This window comes from Rhodoferax potami, assembly GCF_032193765.1.
GTDB lineage: Bacteria > Pseudomonadota > Gammaproteobacteria > Burkholderiales > Burkholderiaceae_C > Allorhodoferax > Allorhodoferax potami.
Genome location: NZ_JAVBIJ010000001.1, coordinates 2912760 through 2930808, shown reverse-complemented (window position 1 = coordinate 2930808; position 18049 = coordinate 2912760). Strand labels below are relative to the sequence as shown.

The following is an 18049-nucleotide window of genomic DNA, read 5'->3' as shown; positions in this document are numbered from 1 at the left end:
GCTTGAAAGACAAGCAAAGACAAAACAGACAATCGCCCCACACAACGGTGTATCAAATCCACGCCGCGTTTGCGTTCGACAGCTGTATCAAATCGAAACTGCGTTTGACATCATCCCCAAAAAGCGCTGCGCGATCTACACGCGCAAGTCGACCGATGAAGGCTTGGACCAGGAGTACAACAGCCTGGAAGCACAACGCGATGCTGGTCTCGCATTCGTGAGCAGCCAACGCCACGAAGGTTGGCTGGCGCTGGATGACACATACGACGACGGCGGATTCTCCGGTGGCAATATTGATCGTCCTGGACTCAAACGCCTGATGGCAGACATCGAGGCCAGAAAAATTGATGTGGTGGTGGTCTACAAGATCGACCGGCTCACACGCAGCCTGCCCGACTTTGCCAAGCTGGTGGAGGTGTTCGATCGCAACAACGTCTCGTTTGTCTCGGTCACACAGCAGTTCAATACGACCACTTCGATGGGGCGACTGACGCTCAACATCTTGCTGTCCTTTGCACAGTTTGAACGTGAGGTCACGGGCGAACGCATCCGAGACAAGATCGCAGCCAGCAAGGCCAAGGGCATGTGGATGGGGGGTACGCCTCCGTTGGGCTATGACGTGGTCGATCGCAAACTGCTGGTCAACGAGCGAGAGGCCAGTCTGGTGCAGGACATCTTTCGTCGGTACGCGGAGCACGGTTCGGCAGCACGCCTTGTGCGCGAACTGGAGATCGAAGGTCACAGCACTAAGTCTTGGGTCACACAATCCGGCCAGCACCGTGCGGGTCGCCCCATCGATCAGCAGTACCTGTTTTGCCTGCTGCGAAACCGGCTCTACCTTGGCGAGATCAGCCACAAGGGTGAGTTCTTCCCAGCGCAACACACCAGCATCATTTCGCAGGAGCTGTGGGATGGCGTGCAAGCGTTCGTCAACCGGCGCAAGCAAGGCCCAAGGGTGCGCAAAGACGAATACCCGGCGCTGTTGGGCGGCTTGTTGTTTGCACCCGATGGCCAGCGCATGATCCATCACTACACCAAGAAAAAGAATGGCCGCATGTATCGGTACTACGTGCCGTACTTGGAAAAGCGACGCAGCGCAGGCGCAACCCAAGATGGACGCGGGCAAAGCATCGGTGCGCTCCCGGCAGCTGAAATCGAGGCTGCGGTTTTGAATGAAATCGAGCTGGCGCTGATGGAGCCGGAGCCACTGATTGGCGTTTGGCGATCATGCCTGCAGCACAGTGCCGGAGCCGATCTTCAAGAAGACCAGGTGGTGGTGTCGATGCGACGAATTGCCGATGTCTGGAAGCAGTTGTTTCCGGCGGAGCAACAGCGCATTGCACAGTTGCTCATTGAACGCGTGGACTTCAGGGACGGTAGCTTGGACATCCATTGGCGCGAGGATGGCTGGATCGGACTGGATCCAAGCATCGTGGCCCACCCCTACGTGGAAGAGACCAAGGAATACGCAGAGGAGGTGATGGCATGACGAGCGAGGCATATCAAGGCAACCCAAGGCTGCGCAGTGTGCGCATTGATGTGGGGGGGGCGGCGCGGCAAATCATGGATGGCACTCAGCGTGTGACCATGGTCCCGCTGACGATCCGCCGCAAACAAAACCGCAAGCTGCTGACCCCACCGTCAGGCACTGGGGCCAACGTCATGTCCGGCGGCTTGGACATTCCGATGATTAAAACGCTGGGCAAGGCGTTTTATTGGCAGCGCTTGCTCGATGAGGGCAAGTACGCCACTGCGACCGATCTGGCTCGGGCTTTCAAGCTGGAGCCGGGCTGGGTCGCGGAGGTCATGCGCATGGCGAATCTGGCACCCGAAATCATTGAGGCCATCCTGGACGGTTCCCAGCCACGGCATCTGAATCTGCAGACGATCCGTGGGCGTCATGAGCCCCTGCCACGCGACTGGGAAAAGCAAAAAAGGATGCTTGCCTTTGTGTGATTTGGCTCAGCTTGATTTGACTGAAAACGGCCAGGAGCGGTCATTCATCGCAAGCCTATAAGTCCTTACAGAACCTCTCTGGGCGATTGATTGAACATCTTGCGAAACATTTTTGCGAAGGCTGATGTGCTGCTGTACCCCAGTTCCTGAGCGATGGCACCGATGGGCTTGCCTTGTTCTCCTAACGCAAATGCGTGCATCAGTCTTGCCTGCTGCCGCCAACTGTGAAGCGTGAGCCCTGTCTCCAAAGGGAATAACCTGATGATGCTTCGCTCCGAGAGGCCCACGCGTTTGCCCAACTCAGCAATCGACACCGATTCATCCAAAGTGTCGAGTAAATGCCGTGCAATTTGTGCAAGACGTCTGTCTGCGGGAACTTTGAGCGAGAACGGCAATTTTTGTTGCTGATTGATTTCATCCACGATCACTTGCATGAGTCGGCCATCAGCCCCTTTCTGGTTGTACAGAGGCGGGACGGTCATTGATCGCACAATGAGTTCACGCAACAGTGGTGAAACGGCACGCACTTGACACTCATCAGACGGCGCCTTCACCGTGCCTGGCTGGAGATACAAGGTCCGCATCTCGACGGCGGTGTTCATCTTGACCGAATGCTCGACAAGCGCCGGAATCCAAAGGCTGTAGTTGGAAGGAATGGTCCAGATCGAACCCAGAGCCTCGATGGTCATGACACCTCGGATGGCGTAAATGAGTTGATCGCGCTCATGGAAATGGTGCTTGATGACATGACCAGCTTTGTCCTTTCGAGCAAAGGCTGACACAGGGCGAGGCACTTCATTGGCCTTGTGGGAGTCCGGGTGGTGACTCAAGGCGTCAGACGACTTGGGGTGCTTTGGCGGTTTTGGATTCATTTATGGCGTTTGGGGATATATCAGTCAGGCCATCCTAAGGCAACATTTGGCCATGCACAACAAATCTACCAACCTTCTTCTCAACATCGGTCACGCGCTTGACCATATGTTTCTCTTGATATTTGCCACAGCGGTCACCACCATCGCCAAAGATTTCGGGGTGGAACGGTGGGAAGACCTCATGCCCTACAGCGTGGCGGCGTTTTTCTTCTTTGGTCTGGGTTCCATGCCCGCAGGCCGATTGGGTGATCTGTGGGGGAGGCGTCAGATGATGATTGTCTTTTTTGTGGGCATCGGGCTGGCCTCTATCCTGGTCGCAACAACGAATTCGCCAATGCAGCTGGCACTTGCCCTGGCAATTCTGGGCTGTGCAGCATCCATCTATCACCCGGTTGGCATCCCCATGCTGGTTCAGGGCGCTGAGCGTCCTGGCTGGACCATCGGTGTGAACGGATTGGCTGGCAATTTGGGTCTGGCCGTCGCCGCCGCCGTGACCGGGCTGTTCATCAAGTATTTCGGCTGGCGAATGGCATTCGTGATTCCCGGCGTGATCAGCATCTTGTGCGGGGTGGTGTTCGCCTTGTGCGCTCCCAGCGAAGCCACTGCCCCCGCCAAAAAGAAGGCGGCAACAGGTCAGCACGATGGCATCTCTATTCCCAAGCTGCTGATGATCATGACGATTGCCGCCACCAGTGGCAGCATGCTGTTCAACTTCTCTACAAGCAGCAACTTTGAGCTGCTGACGAACAAATTTTCCGAGATCTCACAGGACCCAGCACTGATCGGTGCGTTCCTGGCTGGCGTCTACGTTTTGGCTTCATTGACCCAACTGCTGATTGGGCACTTGCTGGACAAAGTCGCGTTGAAAACGCTCTACCGCTCTGTGATCGTGGTGCAGTTCATAGCCTTAGTGCTAGCGAACAATACAGAAGGCTGGATGTTCTACCTGGCCCAATTGTTGTTCATGGCCGCCATCTTCGGTGCCATCCCATTCACCGATGTCATGGTCGTCCGTTTTGTGGACGATGCCATGCGGTCCCGAGTTTCAGGCATGCGTTTGGCCGTATCGCTGGGGGCCAGTTCACTGGCGGTCTGGTTGATTGGCCCTATCGTCAAAGCCGCAGGATTCACAACCCTGATTTGGGTTATGGCTGCAACGTCGTGCATGACCTTCGCCGTGGTGAGCTTGCTACCAAGCGCACAGAAAAAGGCTTCCAAGTAAAGCGAATCGCCTGCTTATTGATTCAACGACGGCTTTGGGTCGGACTGAGACACTCACCTAACAGTGCCCGTAAAGGACATCTGGACTACAAAAATTTAGTACCTGAACATCAGGCAAATTCACCACCGGCGAGCCAAGTGCTCGCCGTTTTCATTTGTGGCGGTGCATTGGCGAACCAGAAGTTTCCGCGTGGTTCGCCAATCGGTCCCTCGTATGTTCGCCACCCGAAATCTCCAATGACACCTGTTCCTCAACAACGTCAAAGGAGTACTTCATGCCAGCAACGGCAACCTCACTTACTCGATCGACTCAAGAAGCGATCAACACCCTGTCACCCGGAGATCGCCGGGTGCTCAACGAGAACGAACTGGCCCAGCGCTGGGGCATCAGCCCCAAAACACTTCAACGCTGGCGCTGCGAAGGTCGTGGTCCCAAGTATCTGAAATTGTCCAAGCGCGTGAGCTATGCGCTCGAGATGATTTTGGATTTCGAGAAAAACGCTCTGCACGTTTCGACGTCCGAGCGCGCGACGGCCTGAAGGGAGGACAGAGATGAACGACTTGTCCATTTTCCCTGCCGACATTGCTGAGATGTCCGTTTCCCAGCTGGCCAACCTGCCTGCGCAGCAACTGGTGGAGGTCGATACCAATTTGGATCAGGCCATTGCCTGGCTCAAAGCGGCTCGTACAAAACTGGATGGCGCTCTGGACCAACGCTTCGGTGCGCAAGGTCGCGAGAGCCTCAACGCTTCCGGGCGTGATTTCGGGACCGCGCACGTCAAAGCCGATGGCTTGCACGTGAAGTTCGATCTGCCCAAGAAAGTCTCCTGGGATCAGAAGAAGCTCAAGACCATCGCCGAGCGCATCGTCGCCTCCGGTGAAACCGTGGAGAGCTATCTCGACGTCAAGTTGTCGGTACCTGAATCCCGGTACACGAACTGGCCGCCCGCATTGCAGCAGCAATTCGCCGACGCCCGCACGGTCGAGGCAGGCAAGCCCTCTTTCCACATTTCCCCTGAATCGGAGGTCTGATCATGAATCAGCAATTGATGCCGTTCGACTATGAAGGTCGAGAAATTCGTGTCGTGAAAGACGACCAAGGTGATCCCTGGTTTGTTGCAGCCGACGTATGCGCAGTCTTGCAACTGCCCGAAACCCACAAGGCTGTCGCCCGTCTGGATGAAGACGAAAAGGATCGGAATTCAATTCCGACCCCTGGCGGGAGTCAGTCCATGACCGTGGTCAGCGAGTCTGGCCTCTACAACCTCGTGCTTGGTAGTCGTAAAGCGGAAGCAAAACGATTTAAGCGTTGGGTCACGCATGAGGTTCTGCCCGCCATCCGTAAGACCGGCTCTTATGCCGTGCCTGCGATGGCTGCATTGCCCGCACCTACTCAAGACCGAGTTACCTCGCTGCTTCTGATTGGTGAGGCAGTGGCTAAGGTGCCAGGGGTGAAGGCGGGCATTGCAATGGCGGCCACGCTGACCTGCATCCATGAAAACACCGGACTGACCATCGAGACCTTGCGTCGCGCTCTGCCTGCAGCCAACGAGCCGATCTGCTCTCTCAATGCCACGCAACTGGGCAAGCTGGTCGGCCTCTCGGCCAAGACCACCAACCTGCGCCTGGCCAACCTGGGTCTGCAGGTGCGCAATGAGCGTGATGAGTGGGAGCTTACCGAACCGGGTGAGGCGTGGGCGGAAGCGATGCCGTACTCACGCAATGGACACAGCGGATACCAGATTCTCTGGAATCCGAGCGTTGCTCAAGAACTGCGTGAGGTGGCGTGATGGGACTTCCAATCATTACCGCCGACCAACGCATGCGCGAGAAAAAGGGCGTGAAGCTGGTTCTGCTCGGCAAGAGTGGCATCGGAAAAACCACCCAGCTGAAGACACTGCCTGAAGACAAGACCTTGTTCGTTGATCTTGAGGCAGGAGACCTCGCTGTCAAAGACTGGCGTGGTGACTGCGTGCGTCCAACCACCTGGCCGGAGTTCCGCGACCTGGTCGTGTTTTTGGCAGGACCTAATCCTGCGCTGCCTCCTGAGGCTCCCTATTCGCAGGCGCACTACGCGCATGTTTGCGAACAGTTCGGTGACCCTACTCAGTTGGCCAAGTACGACTGCTATTTCGTTGACAGCATCACAGTGCTGGCGCGTCTGGCGCTCATCTGGGCGAAGACACAGCCGCAAGCTGTTTCTGACCGTACAGGCAAGCCAGACACCCGTGGTGCGTATGGATTGCTCGGCTCGGAAATGTTGGGTGCCCTCATGCACCTGCAGCACGCACGCGGCAAGAACGTCGTGTTCGTGGCCATCCTGGATGAACGACTGGACGACTTCAATCGCAAGGTGTTTGTCCCGCAAATCGAAGGCTCCAAGACAGCAGCTGAGTTGCCTGGAATCGTCGATGAAGTTGTGACGCTGGCCGAGATAAAGGCTGAAGACGGTGCGTCTTATCGCGCGTTCGTCACGCACACGCTCAACCCCTATGGCTTCCCTGCCAAAGACCGTTCGGGCCAGCTGGAAATGCTCGAACCCCCAAACCTGCTCGCACTCATCGAAAAGTGCGCTGCTGCAACCCAACCTCAAAACAACAAGGAGTAAACCATGTCCGCTTGGAACGATTTCAACGATGCCGAACAACAACAATCTTTTGACCTGATCCCCAAGGGCACGGTAGCTCCGGTGCGCATGACGATCAAACCCGGTGGCCACGATGATGCAGCTCAGGGCTGGACCGGTGGCTATGCAACTCAGAGCTTTGAAACCGGGAGCATCTTTCTGGCTTGCGAGTTCGTGATCTTGGACGGCGAATATGCCCGTCGCAAGATGTGGTCGAACGTCGGTCTGCAAAGCAACAAAGGTCCTGCGTGGGGAAACATGGGTCGCACCTTCATCCGTGCGGTGCTCAACTCCTCGCGCAACATCTCACCGCAAGACAACTCTGCCCAAGCGGCAGCGGCGCGTCGCATTCAAGGTTTTCATGAGCTCGATGGCATTGAGTTTATGGCCCGCATCGATGTCGAGAAGGACGGTCGCGGGGAATTGCGCAACGTGGTGAAGATCGCCGTGGAACCTGGTGAACCCGGCTACTCGTCCTCGGGAGTACCAGCAGTTCAGCGTCCTGCCGCTACCTATCAAGCCCCTCCTTCCAGCAGCGCACCAGCCAATAGTTCGGCTGCTCAGGCTCAACGCGCACCTGTCTCGGGCAAGCCGAGCTGGGCTCAGTAAGGAGGGTTAATGAAATGCTGGGTCTGCAACAGACAGGCCCGGGGTTTCGGTCACACCGACAACCGTCACGGTGTGGGCAATCCCCGGCGCTACCCAATCGACTGGGTTTTCTGCTCGAAAAAATGTCAGGACGTCTTCCATGCGATGTACGGGAATTGGCAGCGCGTGCTCGATGGGCGGATCGATATCAAGGAGGTCAACATGATCGATCCCTCTGATATTGAAGTGGCCTCAATGAAGAAGTGCCTCAAGGCATTCGGTGAGTCAGCTGGCGAGATTGGTTTTGCCAAACCCCTGGGCGATTACTCGGAGGCAGAAGCACTGCGCGTCATCGATGCCATCGTGACGTGCTGGACCGAAGCCATGCTGGCGCACCACGAGCAGTCGAAGTTTCCGCCTGTGCGTGGAATGCAACCGACGCCCGATCCTCTGGCACACCCGTTTGCCGACTTGGAGGATGACTTGCCCTGGGTGGTGGAAGGAGGGAAGAAATGATGGACTTCAATTCATCCTCCAGCATCTCGGGCCAGGTTAGCGCGTTGATCGATGTGGGATTGCAAAAGCGTCAAGCTGAGCAACGCCCAAGGACTTACCTCGGAGCGTCCCGTTTAGGCGTCTCCTGTGAACGGGCATTGCAATACGAATTTGCAAAGGCCCCTGTAGATCCTGGTCGTGAGCATCCTGGTCGACTGCTTCGCATCTTCGAGCGTGGCCATCTATCTGAAGACAGCATGATCAAGTGGCTTCGCGACGCAGGTTTTGATCTGCGAACCACGAAGGCTAATGGTGAGCAATTTGGCTTTGCTGCACTGGACGGTCGACTGGCTGGACACATCGATGGCGTGATCGTCGGCGGTCCCGATGGCTTCAAGTACCCCGCCTTGTGGGAGAACAAGTGCCTCGGTTCCAAGTCGTGGCGTGACCTCGAAAAAAACAAGCTGGCCATCTCCAAACCGATCTATCACGCTCAGGTGGTGCTTTACCAAGCCTATCTGGAGCTGCACGAGAACCCTGCGGTTTTCACGGCGGTGAACGCCGACACCATGGAGATCTACACCGAGCTCGTGCCCTTTGATGCGGCATTAGCGCAGCGCATGTCAGACCGTGCACTCAAGGTGATCTCTGCAACCGACGCGGGCGAACTGCTCGTTCGCGCCTATCAAGACCCCACTCATTTTGAATGCCGGATGTGCGCATGGCAGGACCGGTGCTGGAGACAAAGCAATGACGGACGCTAATCAAATCCTCACCGAAAGACTGGTCGATGCACGCGAGGCAGCTTACTGCCTGAAAGTGCCCATCTACTTACTCACCCATCCCAAAGAGCGCCAGCGTCTTGGCCTGCCGCATTACCGCGTCGGCAAGATGGTCCGCTTCAAGGTCAGTGAGTTGATGGCCTGGATGCAAGCGAAAGCAGAAGCAGAGGCGAAAGGAGAGTCGTCGGATGCTTGATTTCAATGACAACGACTCAACTGCACACAAAGATACAGACGCTACTCGAGAGCAGTTGCGTGCGTCGCTGATCGATCGCCTGGAATCGGTGCTGAGCACTCTGTTTCCCGCTGGCAAGAAGCGCCGTGGCAAGTTCCTGATGGGCGACGTCTTGGGCAGTCCCGGTGACAGCCTGGAGGTCGTTCTTGATGGGGAGAAGGCAGGACTGTGGACCGATCGCGCCACGGGCGACGGCGGAGATGTCTTTGGTTTGATTGCTGCTTACCTTGGTGCAGACGTTCAATCCGACTTCCCCCGGGTATTGGACTACGCGGCAGATCTGGTTGGCCAGGCAGCACCTACCCAATCCCGTAAAGCCAAGAAAGAAGCTCCGGTCGACGAGTTGGGACCAGCCACGGCCAAGTGGGATTACTTTGACCCCGCCGGTCATCTGATCGCTGTGGTCTATCGCTATGACCCGCCTGGGGGCAAGAAGGAGTTCCGTCCATGGGACGCCAAGCGTCGCAAGATGGCCCCACCCGATCCTCGCCCCCTGTTCAACCAACCGGGGATGGTCAGTGCCGATCGGGTGATCTTGGTTGAGGGTGAGAAGTGTGCCCAGGCATTGATCGCCACTGGAATCACAGCCACGACTGCCATGCACGGGGCCAATGCACCGGTGGACAAAACCGACTGGTCACCACTCACAGGCAAGGCCGTTTTGATCTGGCCCGACCGAGACAAGCCAGGCTGGGAGTACGCCATGGCGGCGGCGCAAGCTGTCCTGGATGCGGGCGCGCATTCCTGCGATGTTCTCTTGCCGCCCGATGACAAGGCTGATGGCTGGGACGCTGCCGATGCACTGCTCGAGGGTTTTGATGTGACCACGTTCATTGCCTCTGGGCCGCGTATGTGCGTGAAGACCACCAAGGCCATGACTACTCAAGACGCCACGGTGTGGGCGACCGATGATGCGCTGACGCTGGCGTTCACATCTCGCTATGCCGACGAGTGGCGCTATTGCGCGGCTTGGGGAAAGTGGCTGGTGTGGACCGGTTGCCGCTGGCAGCCCGATGAGACCTTGATGTCCCATCACCTCATTCGCGCCATCTGCCGTGAGGCCGCACTCAAGGTGGACTCCCACCGCCTCGCAGCCAAGTTGCTCGCCAGTAGCACCGTGGGTGGTGTCGATCGCATGGCGAGGTCTGATCGCCGTCATGCATCCACCACTGAGGAGTGGGACGCAGACCTGTTCTTGCTCAACACCCCTGGTGGCGTCGTTAACCTCAAGGTGGGCGTCACGCGTCCGCATGACCGTGCAGACCGCATGACCAAGATTGCGACGGCCACACCAAAGGGTGACTGTCCACAGTGGAAAGCGTTTTTGAACGACGTGACCGGCGGCGACCTGCTTTTGCAGGAGTACTTGCAGCGCATGGCGGGGTACTGTCTGACCGGGGCAACCAGCGCCCATGCATTGTTCTTTCTGTACGGGACTGGCGCGAACGGCAAGTCGGTGTTCGTCAATACCTTGGCCAGCATCTTGGGCGACTACGCCACGAGCGCACCCATGGACACCTTCATGGATGCCCGGGGTGATCGACACCCCACTGATCTGGCCGGATTGCGCGGCGCACGCTTTGTCGCGTCAGTGGAAACCGAGCAAGGCAGGCGCTGGAACGAGTCGAAGGTTAAGGCAATCACGGGTGGTGACAAGGTGTCTGCTCGCTTCATGCGACAGGACTTCTTCGAGTACATCCCGCAGTTCAAGCTGTTGATCGCAGGCAACCACAAGCCCTCGATCCGCAACGTGGACGAAGCCATGAAGCGGCGTCTGCACCTGATCCCGTTCACGGTGACGATCCCGCCCGAGAGGCGCGACGGCAAGCTGACCGAGAAACTGTACGCGGAGCGTGACGGTATTTTGGCCTGGGCGGTCGAAGGGGGTCTCGCATGGCAACGCGATGGCCTGCGTCCACCCGAGTGCGTGGTCTCGGCAACTGAGGAGTATTTCGAAGCGGAAGACGCCTTGGGCCAATGGATCGAAGAGCGCTGCATTTTGAGCAAGACCCATCGCGAAGGCGTGTCGGATCTGTTCACTGATTGGCGCGAATGGGCTGAGCGTGCTGGCGAGTACGTGGGCTCGATCAAGCGGTTCTCAGAGCTGATGTCGACCCGCAAGTTCGAGAAATGCCGACTGCATGGCGGTGCACGCGCAATCGCGGGAATCAGTCTACGACCTAAGCCTCATAGCGGTGGCGGCTACCCATACCGAGACGATTGAACCAAACCATGGTGACGGATTTGACAGTCTTACTGATTAACCCCTCACGCGTGCGCGCACACACACGATAGAGGAATAACCGTGAAACCTGTCCAACCCGTCACCCGAACAAATTCTGGAGACGAAATGAACATGACGATTCTTGCCCTGGACTTGGGCACAACGACTGGCTGGGCCTTGATGGGTTCAGACGATCAGATCACAAGCGGCAGCCAATCCTTCAAGCCCCAACGCTTTGAAGGTGGTGGTATGCGGTTCCTGAAATTCAAACGCTGGCTCACGGACGTGAAGCAATGCACCACAGGCATTGATCTGGTCGTGTTTGAAGAGGTGCGCAGGCATGTTGGCGTGGATGCTGCCCATGCATACGGTGGCTTCATGGGACAACTGACAGCCTGGTGTGAGCACCATCAGATCCCCTACGAAGGCATACCGGTCGGCACGATCAAAAAGCACGCGACCGGCAAAGGCAATGCAGGCAAGGACGAGATGATCGCAAGCGTTCAAGCGCGTGGACATCAACCTGCAGACGACAACGAAGCAGACGCAATTGCACTGGCCTATCTGGCCCGCGATCGTCAGACGACACAGGAGGTGTGAGATGAAAGTCCCAGCACAACCGTATCGCTGCGCTCTTGGAAAAGTGCAGCCTGTCGTGACAGATCTGGATGCCGTCAAGCGTTCAGGCTGGCGTGAGCAACACATCCTGGTCGTGTCAGATCAAGACGAGCGACTGGACTTCCTCGAGCGTGAGTTCATTCGACGCATTGGTGAACGCCTCTATGGCCCAGGAGGCAAGCATGGCTAAGACGATCACCATCTGGACTGTTGACGATGTGGCCGCACGTTTTAGCGATGCAGCTCACACGTCATATCGCCTTCCACCCGTGCGGGTTCAGGGGTATGCCAGCCCTTGGATGAGCTTGGCCATGCAAGTGCCCAATCGCTACCCTGACCCCGAACGTGTTTACCGCCCCATGCCACCCGGTCCTGAGGCAGTGGAACGCATGCTCGAGACCATGCGCTGGGTTCAGTGGCTGGAGGAAGAGCAACGCCATCTGGTGTGGATGCGGGCCAAGCGTTACGAGTGGCATCAAATCGGCAGACGCTTTGCTTGCGATCGGAACACGGCAGCCAGGCGTTGGAAGAAGGCAATGCAACTGGTGGCCGACAGGCTCAACGGGTCATTCAACTCATGCGCGGAAATTGGCGTGAATTGATTGGAATGGTAGCGTGTGTGGGTGCATCTGAGGCAATGAGCGACTTTACCCAGTGAAGCATTTGGTGCCATTTGAGCGTACATTTTCAGCTATGGTGTGGAAAGGAGTGCAGGCCACTCCCTCCATACAAATTTCCGGGTCCTTCTTTGCCAAATCCCTATGCGGGGGGCAAAGGCCCGAGATTTCGATAGTGACAGATTGAAAAACCGGGTTTGCAGTTCGCACCGGGTTTGCACCTCCCCCTCACCCCCCAAGGACTTTATGACTCCCGAGATCAGAATGATCGCGGTGGATTCGCTCATCCCTTATGCGCGAAACGCCCGAACACACAGCGACGGCCAGGTGGCTCAGATTGCAGCATCCATTGCGGAGTTTGGTTTCACCAACCCGATCCTGTCGGATGGCGAGCGCGGAGTGATTGCTGGGCATGGCCGATTGATGGCTGCTCGCAAGCTGGGGCTCACAGAAGTGCCTGTGATCGAGTTGGCGCACCTGACGCCCACCCAGAAAAAGGCCTACATCCTGGCCGACAACCGGATTGCCGAAAACGCAGGCTGGGATGAAGAGCTTCTGAAACTGGAGCTGGCTGAGCTGCAGGCTGCTGAGTACGACTTGGACCTGATGGGCTTTACCGATGAGGAGATCGACAAGCTGCTCAATGGCGATGAACAAAGCGATGGTCTGACCGACGAAGACGCAGTACCGGAAACCCCAGTAGAACCGACCTCAAAGCCGGGGGACCTGTGGATCCTCGGCAACCATCGCTTGCTTTGCGGAGACTCCACGGTCCTGTCGGACGTGGAGCGCCTGATGGATGGCCAGCTGGCTGACATGGCATTCACCGATCCACCCTACAACGTGGATTACGGCAACAGCGCCAAGGACAAAATGCGCGGCAAAGACCGACGCATCCTCAACGACGCGTTGGGCGACGGTTTCTACCAGTTTCTCTATGACGCTTGCGTTAACCTGCTGGTGGTCACCAAGGGCGCATGCTACGTGTGCATGAGTTCATCGGAGCTACACACCTTGCAAAAGGCCTGGCTGGATGCTGGCGGCAAGTGGTCGACTTTCGTGATTTGGGCAAAGAACACGTTCACGCTGGGCAGAGCTGATTACCAACGCCAGTACGAACCGATCTTGTACGGCTGGAAACAGGGAACAGATCACTTTTGGTGTGGCGACCGAGACCAGGCTGATGTCTGGTTCTACAACAAGCCGCGCGTCAACGATCTGCACCCGACCATGAAACCGGTCGAGCTGGTTGAGCGGGCCATTCGCAATTCGTCTAAGAGCCGCGATGTCGTTCTGGATCTGTTTGGTGGCTCCGGCACCACCTTGATTGCGTGCGAGAAGACGGGGCGTCAAGCTCGCTTGATTGAACTCGATCCGAAGTTCGTGGACGTGATCGTCAAACGCTGGGAAGACTACACCGGCAAGAAAGCCGTTCGAGAAAACGGTGGTTCAGAGGTGGAGCAAACACCGCAGACCGATGAGCAAGAGACGGTGGATCAGGTGAAGTCCTGATCTATCCCGCTCTGGATTACAAATCCGGTTAGGTAAGGCAGTTCCTTTGGAATTCCGTGGCTGCGCTGGATCGTGTGTCCTATCGTCCAGTTCATCCGCTTCTCGATGGCCATTGCGACGGCCAGGTGCATGTCAGGGTTGCTCAAAAGAGCGTCTTGTACCGCATCGGCAAAGTGACGGCCATGGCGGCTGTCCAGAAATATACGGACGTATTCAAACGGCTCACCGGTGGCCTTGGAGATTCCCGTCATGGCTATTGGCCATGCGATGCTGGCGTAGCCGCCCATCGTTCCCCAAAAGCCCCAGGACTTGTTTTCAGAGGCAGGGATTTTGACGAAGTCATTTGCTTGTGAAGATCGCATGGCTCAACCCAATCGAGCAACGTAGCGTGGGTAATCCCCGCCAGACGGATCGATGAACAGATAGGGGCGACCGGGCGCTTGAACTTGGACGCATAAGCGCCCTTGTCCCAAGTAGCCGCCCTTGCCCTTGAGCCAGTCGCGCGACTTAAAGAGATTCATCGCGAATCCGTCGAACTCTTCGGGTTCCATCTCGCGGACCTCGGTGACGTAGACGATGTAATCGCCGCTGCCTTCGATGTCGTTGATGTCGCTGGGTTTGCGTCCGAAGGGTAAGCGGATGCTCAGCTCTTGAACCTCAATCTCCTGGCCGTCGAAATCCACGGTCAAGGGTTTGCATTCGATGTTGAGGGTGATGTTTTTCATGTGAACCTCAGGCAATGCGATAGGTGCGTTGTTGGCCATCGGTTTTCTCGGAAACGATGCTCAAACCGAGCTTCTTTTTCAGGGCTCCGGCCATGCAGCCCCTGACCGTGTGCTGTTGCCATCCGGTGGCCTGGACCATCTGCTCGAGCGTTGCCCCCTCCGGACGCTGGAGCAATTCGATCAGCGTGGCCTGCTTAGTGCCCTCTCGTTTGGAGGGTGTTGCCTTGGCTTCGATCGCAATGCCAAGGGCGCTGCGCCCTGTGTCTGTGATTGCAAATCGCGTGGTGCCGTCCTCGGCTTGGCTGTGGACGGCAATGAGATTGGCGTTGGCCAGGGATGTCAAAACCTTAAGCCGCGCACCCCCTTTGAGATTGGCCGGGAATTCGGTCAGCAAGTGCTCTGGATGCTGGGCCGCTGCGGTGAGCAGATTGGTTTGGGTCTCGGAGAGTTTCATGGTTTTTCCTTTAAAAAATGGTGATGTGATGAACGCTTCATTCCGCTCGCTTATCAAGCGATTTCTGAATCTTTTTTCTTCCCCTGTTGCTTCTTCGTCTGTGCCTGCAGGCCAGCTTGATAAGCCGCTTGCAGAGCTGCCTCAATCCCCCAAACCGACACGTCGTGAAAGTCCAGCCGGTCCGAGCTCTGCGTCTGCAGCGTCTGGACAAAAAGGTGCTCGCGTGCGATCTGCTCCAAAAGGCAAGAAGGCGCGTTGATGGCGTTGGTGGTTTTCTTGTGGTTCATGCGGCGCTCCAAAAAACGTTGATTGATGACCGTATGAACGCTTCATTTCCGAACAACATCAAGTCAATTTCTTAGCCAGACTCTTTCACTTGGGTATGACCGATCGACTCTCAATTCGGGCCTATGCGCGCCACCGAGGGGTGTCCGATACGGCGGTGCGCAAGGCCATCGAGGCCGGGCGGATTACCCCCAACGCAGACGGCACGATCAATGCGGCGCAAGCCGACGCTCAATGGAGCAAAAACACAGACGCTGCGCAGCAACGGGGCAAACACAAGCCCGTCTCCAATGAGGTGATTGCGGGAATACGGGAAACGCTGGGTGAATCAGCGGGCGCGTTTGAACCCAAAGGCGGTGGCACCACCTTGCTGCAGGCCAAGACCGCCAATGAGGTGCTCAAGGCGCAGACCAATCGGGTGCGACTGGCCCGCCTCAAAGGCGAGTTGATCAATCGTGACCAGGCCGTCGCACACGTTTTCAAGATGGCGCGCGCCGAGCGCGATGCCTGGTTGAACTGGCCTGCGCGGGTGGCTGCGCAGATGGCCGCTGACCTCAACGCCGATGGGCATACCTTGCATGTGCTGCTGGAAAAAGCCGTGCGCAATCACTTGATCGAACTGGGCGATTTGGCCGTTCGATTGGACTGAACCCTAATTGGGGCTTGAGGCTTTACGGAATGCAGGAATGTGTTGGAACACTATGACGGATTTGATGCCATTGCTGAGGCGTGGCGCGAAGGGCTCACCCCCGACCCACTGCTGACCGTGTCTGAATGGGCTGATCAGTACCGAGTGCTTTCAGGAAAGTCGGCCTCGGAGCCGGGCAAGTGGCGAACCAATCGCACGCCCTATCTCAAAGAGATCATGGACTGTCTCTCGCCGACGTCACCCGTCGAGCGGGTGGTGTTCATGAAAGGCGCGCAGGTCGGCGGCACGGAGTGCGGCAACAACTGGATTGGCTATGTGATCCATTTGGCCCCTGGTCCCATGATGGCTGTTGCGCCGACGGTCGAGATGGCCAAGCGCAACTCCAAGCAGCGGATTGATCCTCTCATTGAAGAGAGCCCGACGCTCTCTAGCTTGATCGCCCCCGCAAGGGCGCGCGATTCAGGCAACACCATCCTGGGCAAAGAGTTCCGTGGTGGCGTTCTGGTGATGACGGGCGCAAACAGCGCCGTGGGTCTGCGCTCGATGCCGGTGCGCTATTTGTTTCTGGACGAAGTTGATGGCTACCCGGGTGACGTTGAAGGAGAAGGTGATGCGATTGCACTGGCTGAGGCTCGAACCCGAACCTTTGCACGCAGAAAAATTTTCATCGTCTCGACGCCAACAATTTCTGGATCGTCGCGCATCGAGCGCGAGTACGAGCAAACAGACCAGCGACAGTTCATGGTCCCGTGCCCGCACTGCGAGCACGAACAAGTCCTGACCTTCGAACAACTGATCTGGGAAAAAGGACTGCCCGAGACGGCGCACTACAAGTGCGAGTCGTGCGAGCAGCCAATTTACGAATACCAAAAGACCGAGATGCTCGAACGGGGACGGTGGCAGTCATCGATTCCGGATTACGTTGGCAAAACGGTGGGGTTTCACCTGTCCAGTCTGTACAGCCCAGTGGGTTGGCGCAGTTGGGCCGACATCGCCGCAGCCTGGGAAGCGGCGCAAGGATCTGCAACTGCCTTGAAAGCATTCAAAAACACAGAGCTGGGCGAGACCTGGGTCGAGCAAGGCGAAACCCCTGAATGGGAGCGTTTGCTTGAGCGCCGTGAGGACTACCGAATCGGCACCGTCCCACTGGGGGCGGCGTTGCTGTGCGCCGGGGTGGACGTTCAGAAGGACCGCATCGAGGTTTCTGTCTGGGCATTCGGTCGGGGCAAAGAAGCCTGGTTGGTGGAGCACCGTGTGCTGGCAGGCGACACCTCCCGCGAGACGGTCTGGCAGCGACTGCGCGAAATGCTCGATGAGTCGTGGACGCATGCGTCTGGGGTTCAGTTGCGCCTCACGCGCATCGGTTTGGACACGGGCTTTGCCACGCAAGAGGCCTATGCTTTTGTGCGCAAGTTGCGTGATTCCAGGTTGCTGCCCATGAAGGGCGTGGCCCGGGGCGCTGCATTGGTCGGATTGCCGACAGCGGTGGACATGACCGTGGGTGGCAAGAAGCTGCGCCGGGGTGTTCGGGTCTATTCGGTGGTGGGTGGCATTGCCAAGCTGGAGTTCTACAACCACCTGCGCAAGACTCTGGATGTGACCGAAGACGGCGAGATCCTGTATCCCGCTGGGTACATCCATTTGCCCAAGGTCGATGCCGAATTTGTGCAGCAGTTGTGCTCAGAGCAGTTGGTCACGCGCAGGGACCGTAATGGTTATCCGGTGCGTGAGTGGCAAAAAATCCGCGAACGCAACGAAGCACTTGATTGCTACGTCTACGCACGGGCCGCCGCGAGCCTCGCTGGCCTGGACCGATATGAGGAGCGTCATTGGCGCGAATTGGAAAAACCGCTGGGCATGGCAGGACCACCTGAAGACGCCCAATTAACCAAGCAAGAAGCCACCCCCAGCGGTGGCTTCGTTGTTTCTAAAGGACCACAACGCGGCAGGCGCTTGATTCGCAGCCGGTGGATGAACTGATGACGACCTATACCCCTGAACATGCCCAAGCGCTGCGAGAAGCCATTGCCAGTGGCGAGCATCGGGTGACTTACGACGGCAAGACCATTGAGTACCGCACGGTCTCCGATCTCAAGTTGGCCTTGGCCGAAGTTGAGGCAGCGCTGGCATACGACAGCGGCAAAACCAAGACTCGCCAGATTCGGGTCACCACATCCAAAGGGTTCTGAG

General features: G+C 57.3%; 24 protein-coding genes. 19 read left to right on the top strand and 5 right to left on the bottom strand.

All coding sequences use genetic code 11. The features are described from left to right. The first annotated feature begins 82 nt into the window (after positions 1 to 82). Both RAE21_RS14085 and RAE21_RS14080 read left to right on the top strand, forming a co-directional pair. Positions 83 to 1489, top strand: coding sequence for a recombinase family protein (locus tag RAE21_RS14085; protein ID WP_313882710.1), 1407 nt, complete (start codon positions 83 to 85; stop codon positions 1487 to 1489). Beyond that, positions 1486 to 1956, top strand: a complete 471-nt coding sequence (locus RAE21_RS14080; RefSeq protein WP_313881913.1) for a hypothetical protein — start codon at positions 1486 to 1488, stop codon at positions 1954 to 1956. Before RAE21_RS14085 ends, RAE21_RS14080 begins: the two co-directional genes overlap by 4 nt. A gap of 65 nt (positions 1957 to 2021) precedes the next feature. On the opposite strand, the gene RAE21_RS14075 is transcribed toward RAE21_RS14080, so the two are convergent. Further along, the gene (locus RAE21_RS14075) at positions 2022 to 2828 is read right to left on the bottom strand and encodes an AraC family transcriptional regulator (protein WP_313881912.1); all 807 of its coding nucleotides are present in this window, start codon (positions 2826 to 2828) and stop codon (positions 2022 to 2024) included. 52 nt (positions 2829 to 2880) lie between these two features. On the opposite strand from RAE21_RS14075, the gene RAE21_RS14070 reads away from it, so the two are divergent. The 14 genes from RAE21_RS14070 (at position 2881) to RAE21_RS14005 (ending at position 13746) form a co-directional block, all read left to right on the top strand. Then, entirely contained in the window at positions 2881 to 4050 is a 1170-nt protein-coding gene (locus RAE21_RS14070) for an MFS transporter (RefSeq protein ID WP_313881911.1), read from the top strand. A 274-nt stretch (positions 4051 to 4324) separates the two neighbouring features. Continuing rightward, complete coding sequence (locus tag RAE21_RS14065) at positions 4325 to 4588, top strand: helix-turn-helix transcriptional regulator (protein ID WP_199231834.1); 264 nt, start codon at positions 4325 to 4327, stop codon at positions 4586 to 4588. Between the two features lie 13 nt (positions 4589 to 4601). Next, complete coding sequence (locus RAE21_RS14060; protein WP_313881909.1) at positions 4602 to 5081, top strand: hypothetical protein; 480 nt, start codon at positions 4602 to 4604, stop codon at positions 5079 to 5081. 2 nt (positions 5082 to 5083) lie between these two features. Further along, positions 5084 to 5839, top strand: coding sequence for a BRO-N domain-containing protein (locus RAE21_RS14055; protein ID WP_313881908.1), 756 nt, complete (start codon positions 5084 to 5086; stop codon positions 5837 to 5839). Then, positions 5839 to 6657 carry an ATP-binding protein gene (locus tag RAE21_RS14050; RefSeq protein WP_313881907.1) on the top strand — a complete coding sequence of 273 codons (819 nt, stop codon included), beginning with the start codon at positions 5839 to 5841 and terminating at the stop codon, positions 6655 to 6657. The genes RAE21_RS14055 and RAE21_RS14050 overlap by 1 nt, the downstream gene beginning before the upstream one ends. A gap of 3 nt (positions 6658 to 6660) precedes the next feature. After that, positions 6661 to 7284 (top strand): hypothetical protein, encoded by a 624-nt coding sequence (locus RAE21_RS14045; protein WP_313881906.1) that lies wholly within the window; start codon positions 6661 to 6663, stop codon positions 7282 to 7284. Positions 7285 to 7293: 9 nt separating this feature from the next. Beyond that, on the top strand, positions 7294 to 7779 hold the full coding sequence (locus RAE21_RS14040) for a DUF6511 domain-containing protein (RefSeq protein WP_313881905.1): 486 nt from the start codon (positions 7294 to 7296) through the stop codon (positions 7777 to 7779). After that, positions 7776 to 8522 carry a hypothetical protein gene (locus tag RAE21_RS14035; protein WP_313881904.1) on the top strand — a complete coding sequence of 249 codons (747 nt, stop codon included), beginning with the start codon at positions 7776 to 7778 and terminating at the stop codon, positions 8520 to 8522. Before RAE21_RS14040 ends, RAE21_RS14035 begins: the two co-directional genes overlap by 4 nt. Next, on the top strand, positions 8509 to 8736 hold the full coding sequence (locus tag RAE21_RS14030; RefSeq protein WP_108401956.1) for a MerR family transcriptional regulator: 228 nt from the start codon (positions 8509 to 8511) through the stop codon (positions 8734 to 8736). The genes RAE21_RS14035 and RAE21_RS14030 overlap by 14 nt, the downstream gene beginning before the upstream one ends. Beyond that, complete coding sequence (locus tag RAE21_RS14025; RefSeq protein ID WP_313881903.1) at positions 8729 to 10999, top strand: phage/plasmid primase, P4 family; 2271 nt, start codon at positions 8729 to 8731, stop codon at positions 10997 to 10999. Before RAE21_RS14030 ends, RAE21_RS14025 begins: the two co-directional genes overlap by 8 nt. A 126-nt stretch (positions 11000 to 11125) precedes the next feature. Then, positions 11126 to 11599 (top strand): crossover junction endodeoxyribonuclease RuvC, encoded by a 474-nt coding sequence (locus tag RAE21_RS14020; RefSeq protein ID WP_313881902.1) that lies wholly within the window; start codon positions 11126 to 11128, stop codon positions 11597 to 11599. Position 11600: 1 nt separating this feature from the next. After that, a complete protein-coding gene (locus RAE21_RS14015; RefSeq protein WP_108418337.1) occupies positions 11601 to 11807 on the top strand; it encodes a hypothetical protein in 207 nt (68 codons plus the stop codon). Further along, entirely contained in the window at positions 11800 to 12219 is a 420-nt protein-coding gene (locus RAE21_RS14010) for a DUF6362 family protein (protein ID WP_313881901.1), read from the top strand. The genes RAE21_RS14015 and RAE21_RS14010 overlap by 8 nt, the downstream gene beginning before the upstream one ends. A 261-nt stretch (positions 12220 to 12480) precedes the next feature. Then, positions 12481 to 13746, top strand: a complete 1266-nt coding sequence (locus RAE21_RS14005; protein ID WP_313881899.1) for a site-specific DNA-methyltransferase — start codon at positions 12481 to 12483, stop codon at positions 13744 to 13746. Here the strand turns inward: RAE21_RS14005 and RAE21_RS14000 are convergent. The 4 genes from RAE21_RS14000 to RAE21_RS13985 are packed head-to-tail and all read right to left on the bottom strand — an operon-like array spanning position 13731 to position 15212. Further along, a complete protein-coding gene (locus RAE21_RS14000; RefSeq protein WP_313881898.1) occupies positions 13731 to 14108 on the bottom strand; it encodes a hypothetical protein in 378 nt (125 codons plus the stop codon). The two genes, RAE21_RS14005 and RAE21_RS14000, sit on opposite strands and share 16 nt — an antisense overlap. Before the next feature lie 3 nt (positions 14109 to 14111). Next, entirely contained in the window at positions 14112 to 14471 is a 360-nt protein-coding gene (locus RAE21_RS13995; RefSeq protein WP_313881897.1) for a hypothetical protein, read from the bottom strand. A gap of 7 nt (positions 14472 to 14478) precedes the next feature. Further along, positions 14479 to 14925, bottom strand: a complete 447-nt coding sequence (locus RAE21_RS13990) for a DUF3489 domain-containing protein (RefSeq protein WP_313881896.1) — start codon at positions 14923 to 14925, stop codon at positions 14479 to 14481. Positions 14926 to 14978: 53 nt separating this feature from the next. Further along, entirely contained in the window at positions 14979 to 15212 is a 234-nt protein-coding gene (locus RAE21_RS13985) for a DUF6900 domain-containing protein (protein ID WP_108401947.1), read from the bottom strand. 95 nt (positions 15213 to 15307) lie between these two features. On the opposite strand from RAE21_RS13985, the gene RAE21_RS13980 reads away from it, so the two are divergent. Genes RAE21_RS13980 through RAE21_RS13970 form a run of 3 tightly spaced genes read left to right on the top strand, consistent with a single transcriptional unit; the run spans position 15308 to position 18048 of the window. Beyond that, on the top strand, positions 15308 to 15859 hold the full coding sequence (locus RAE21_RS13980; protein WP_313881895.1) for an elements of external origin: 552 nt from the start codon (positions 15308 to 15310) through the stop codon (positions 15857 to 15859). 42 nt (positions 15860 to 15901) lie between these two features. Continuing rightward, positions 15902 to 17839, top strand: a complete 1938-nt coding sequence (locus RAE21_RS13975) for a phage terminase large subunit family protein (protein ID WP_313882709.1) — start codon at positions 15902 to 15904, stop codon at positions 17837 to 17839. Then, complete coding sequence (locus RAE21_RS13970) at positions 17839 to 18048, top strand: phage head-tail joining protein (RefSeq protein WP_108401945.1); 210 nt, start codon at positions 17839 to 17841, stop codon at positions 18046 to 18048. The genes RAE21_RS13975 and RAE21_RS13970 overlap by 1 nt, the downstream gene beginning before the upstream one ends. Position 18049 lies beyond the last annotated feature (1 nt).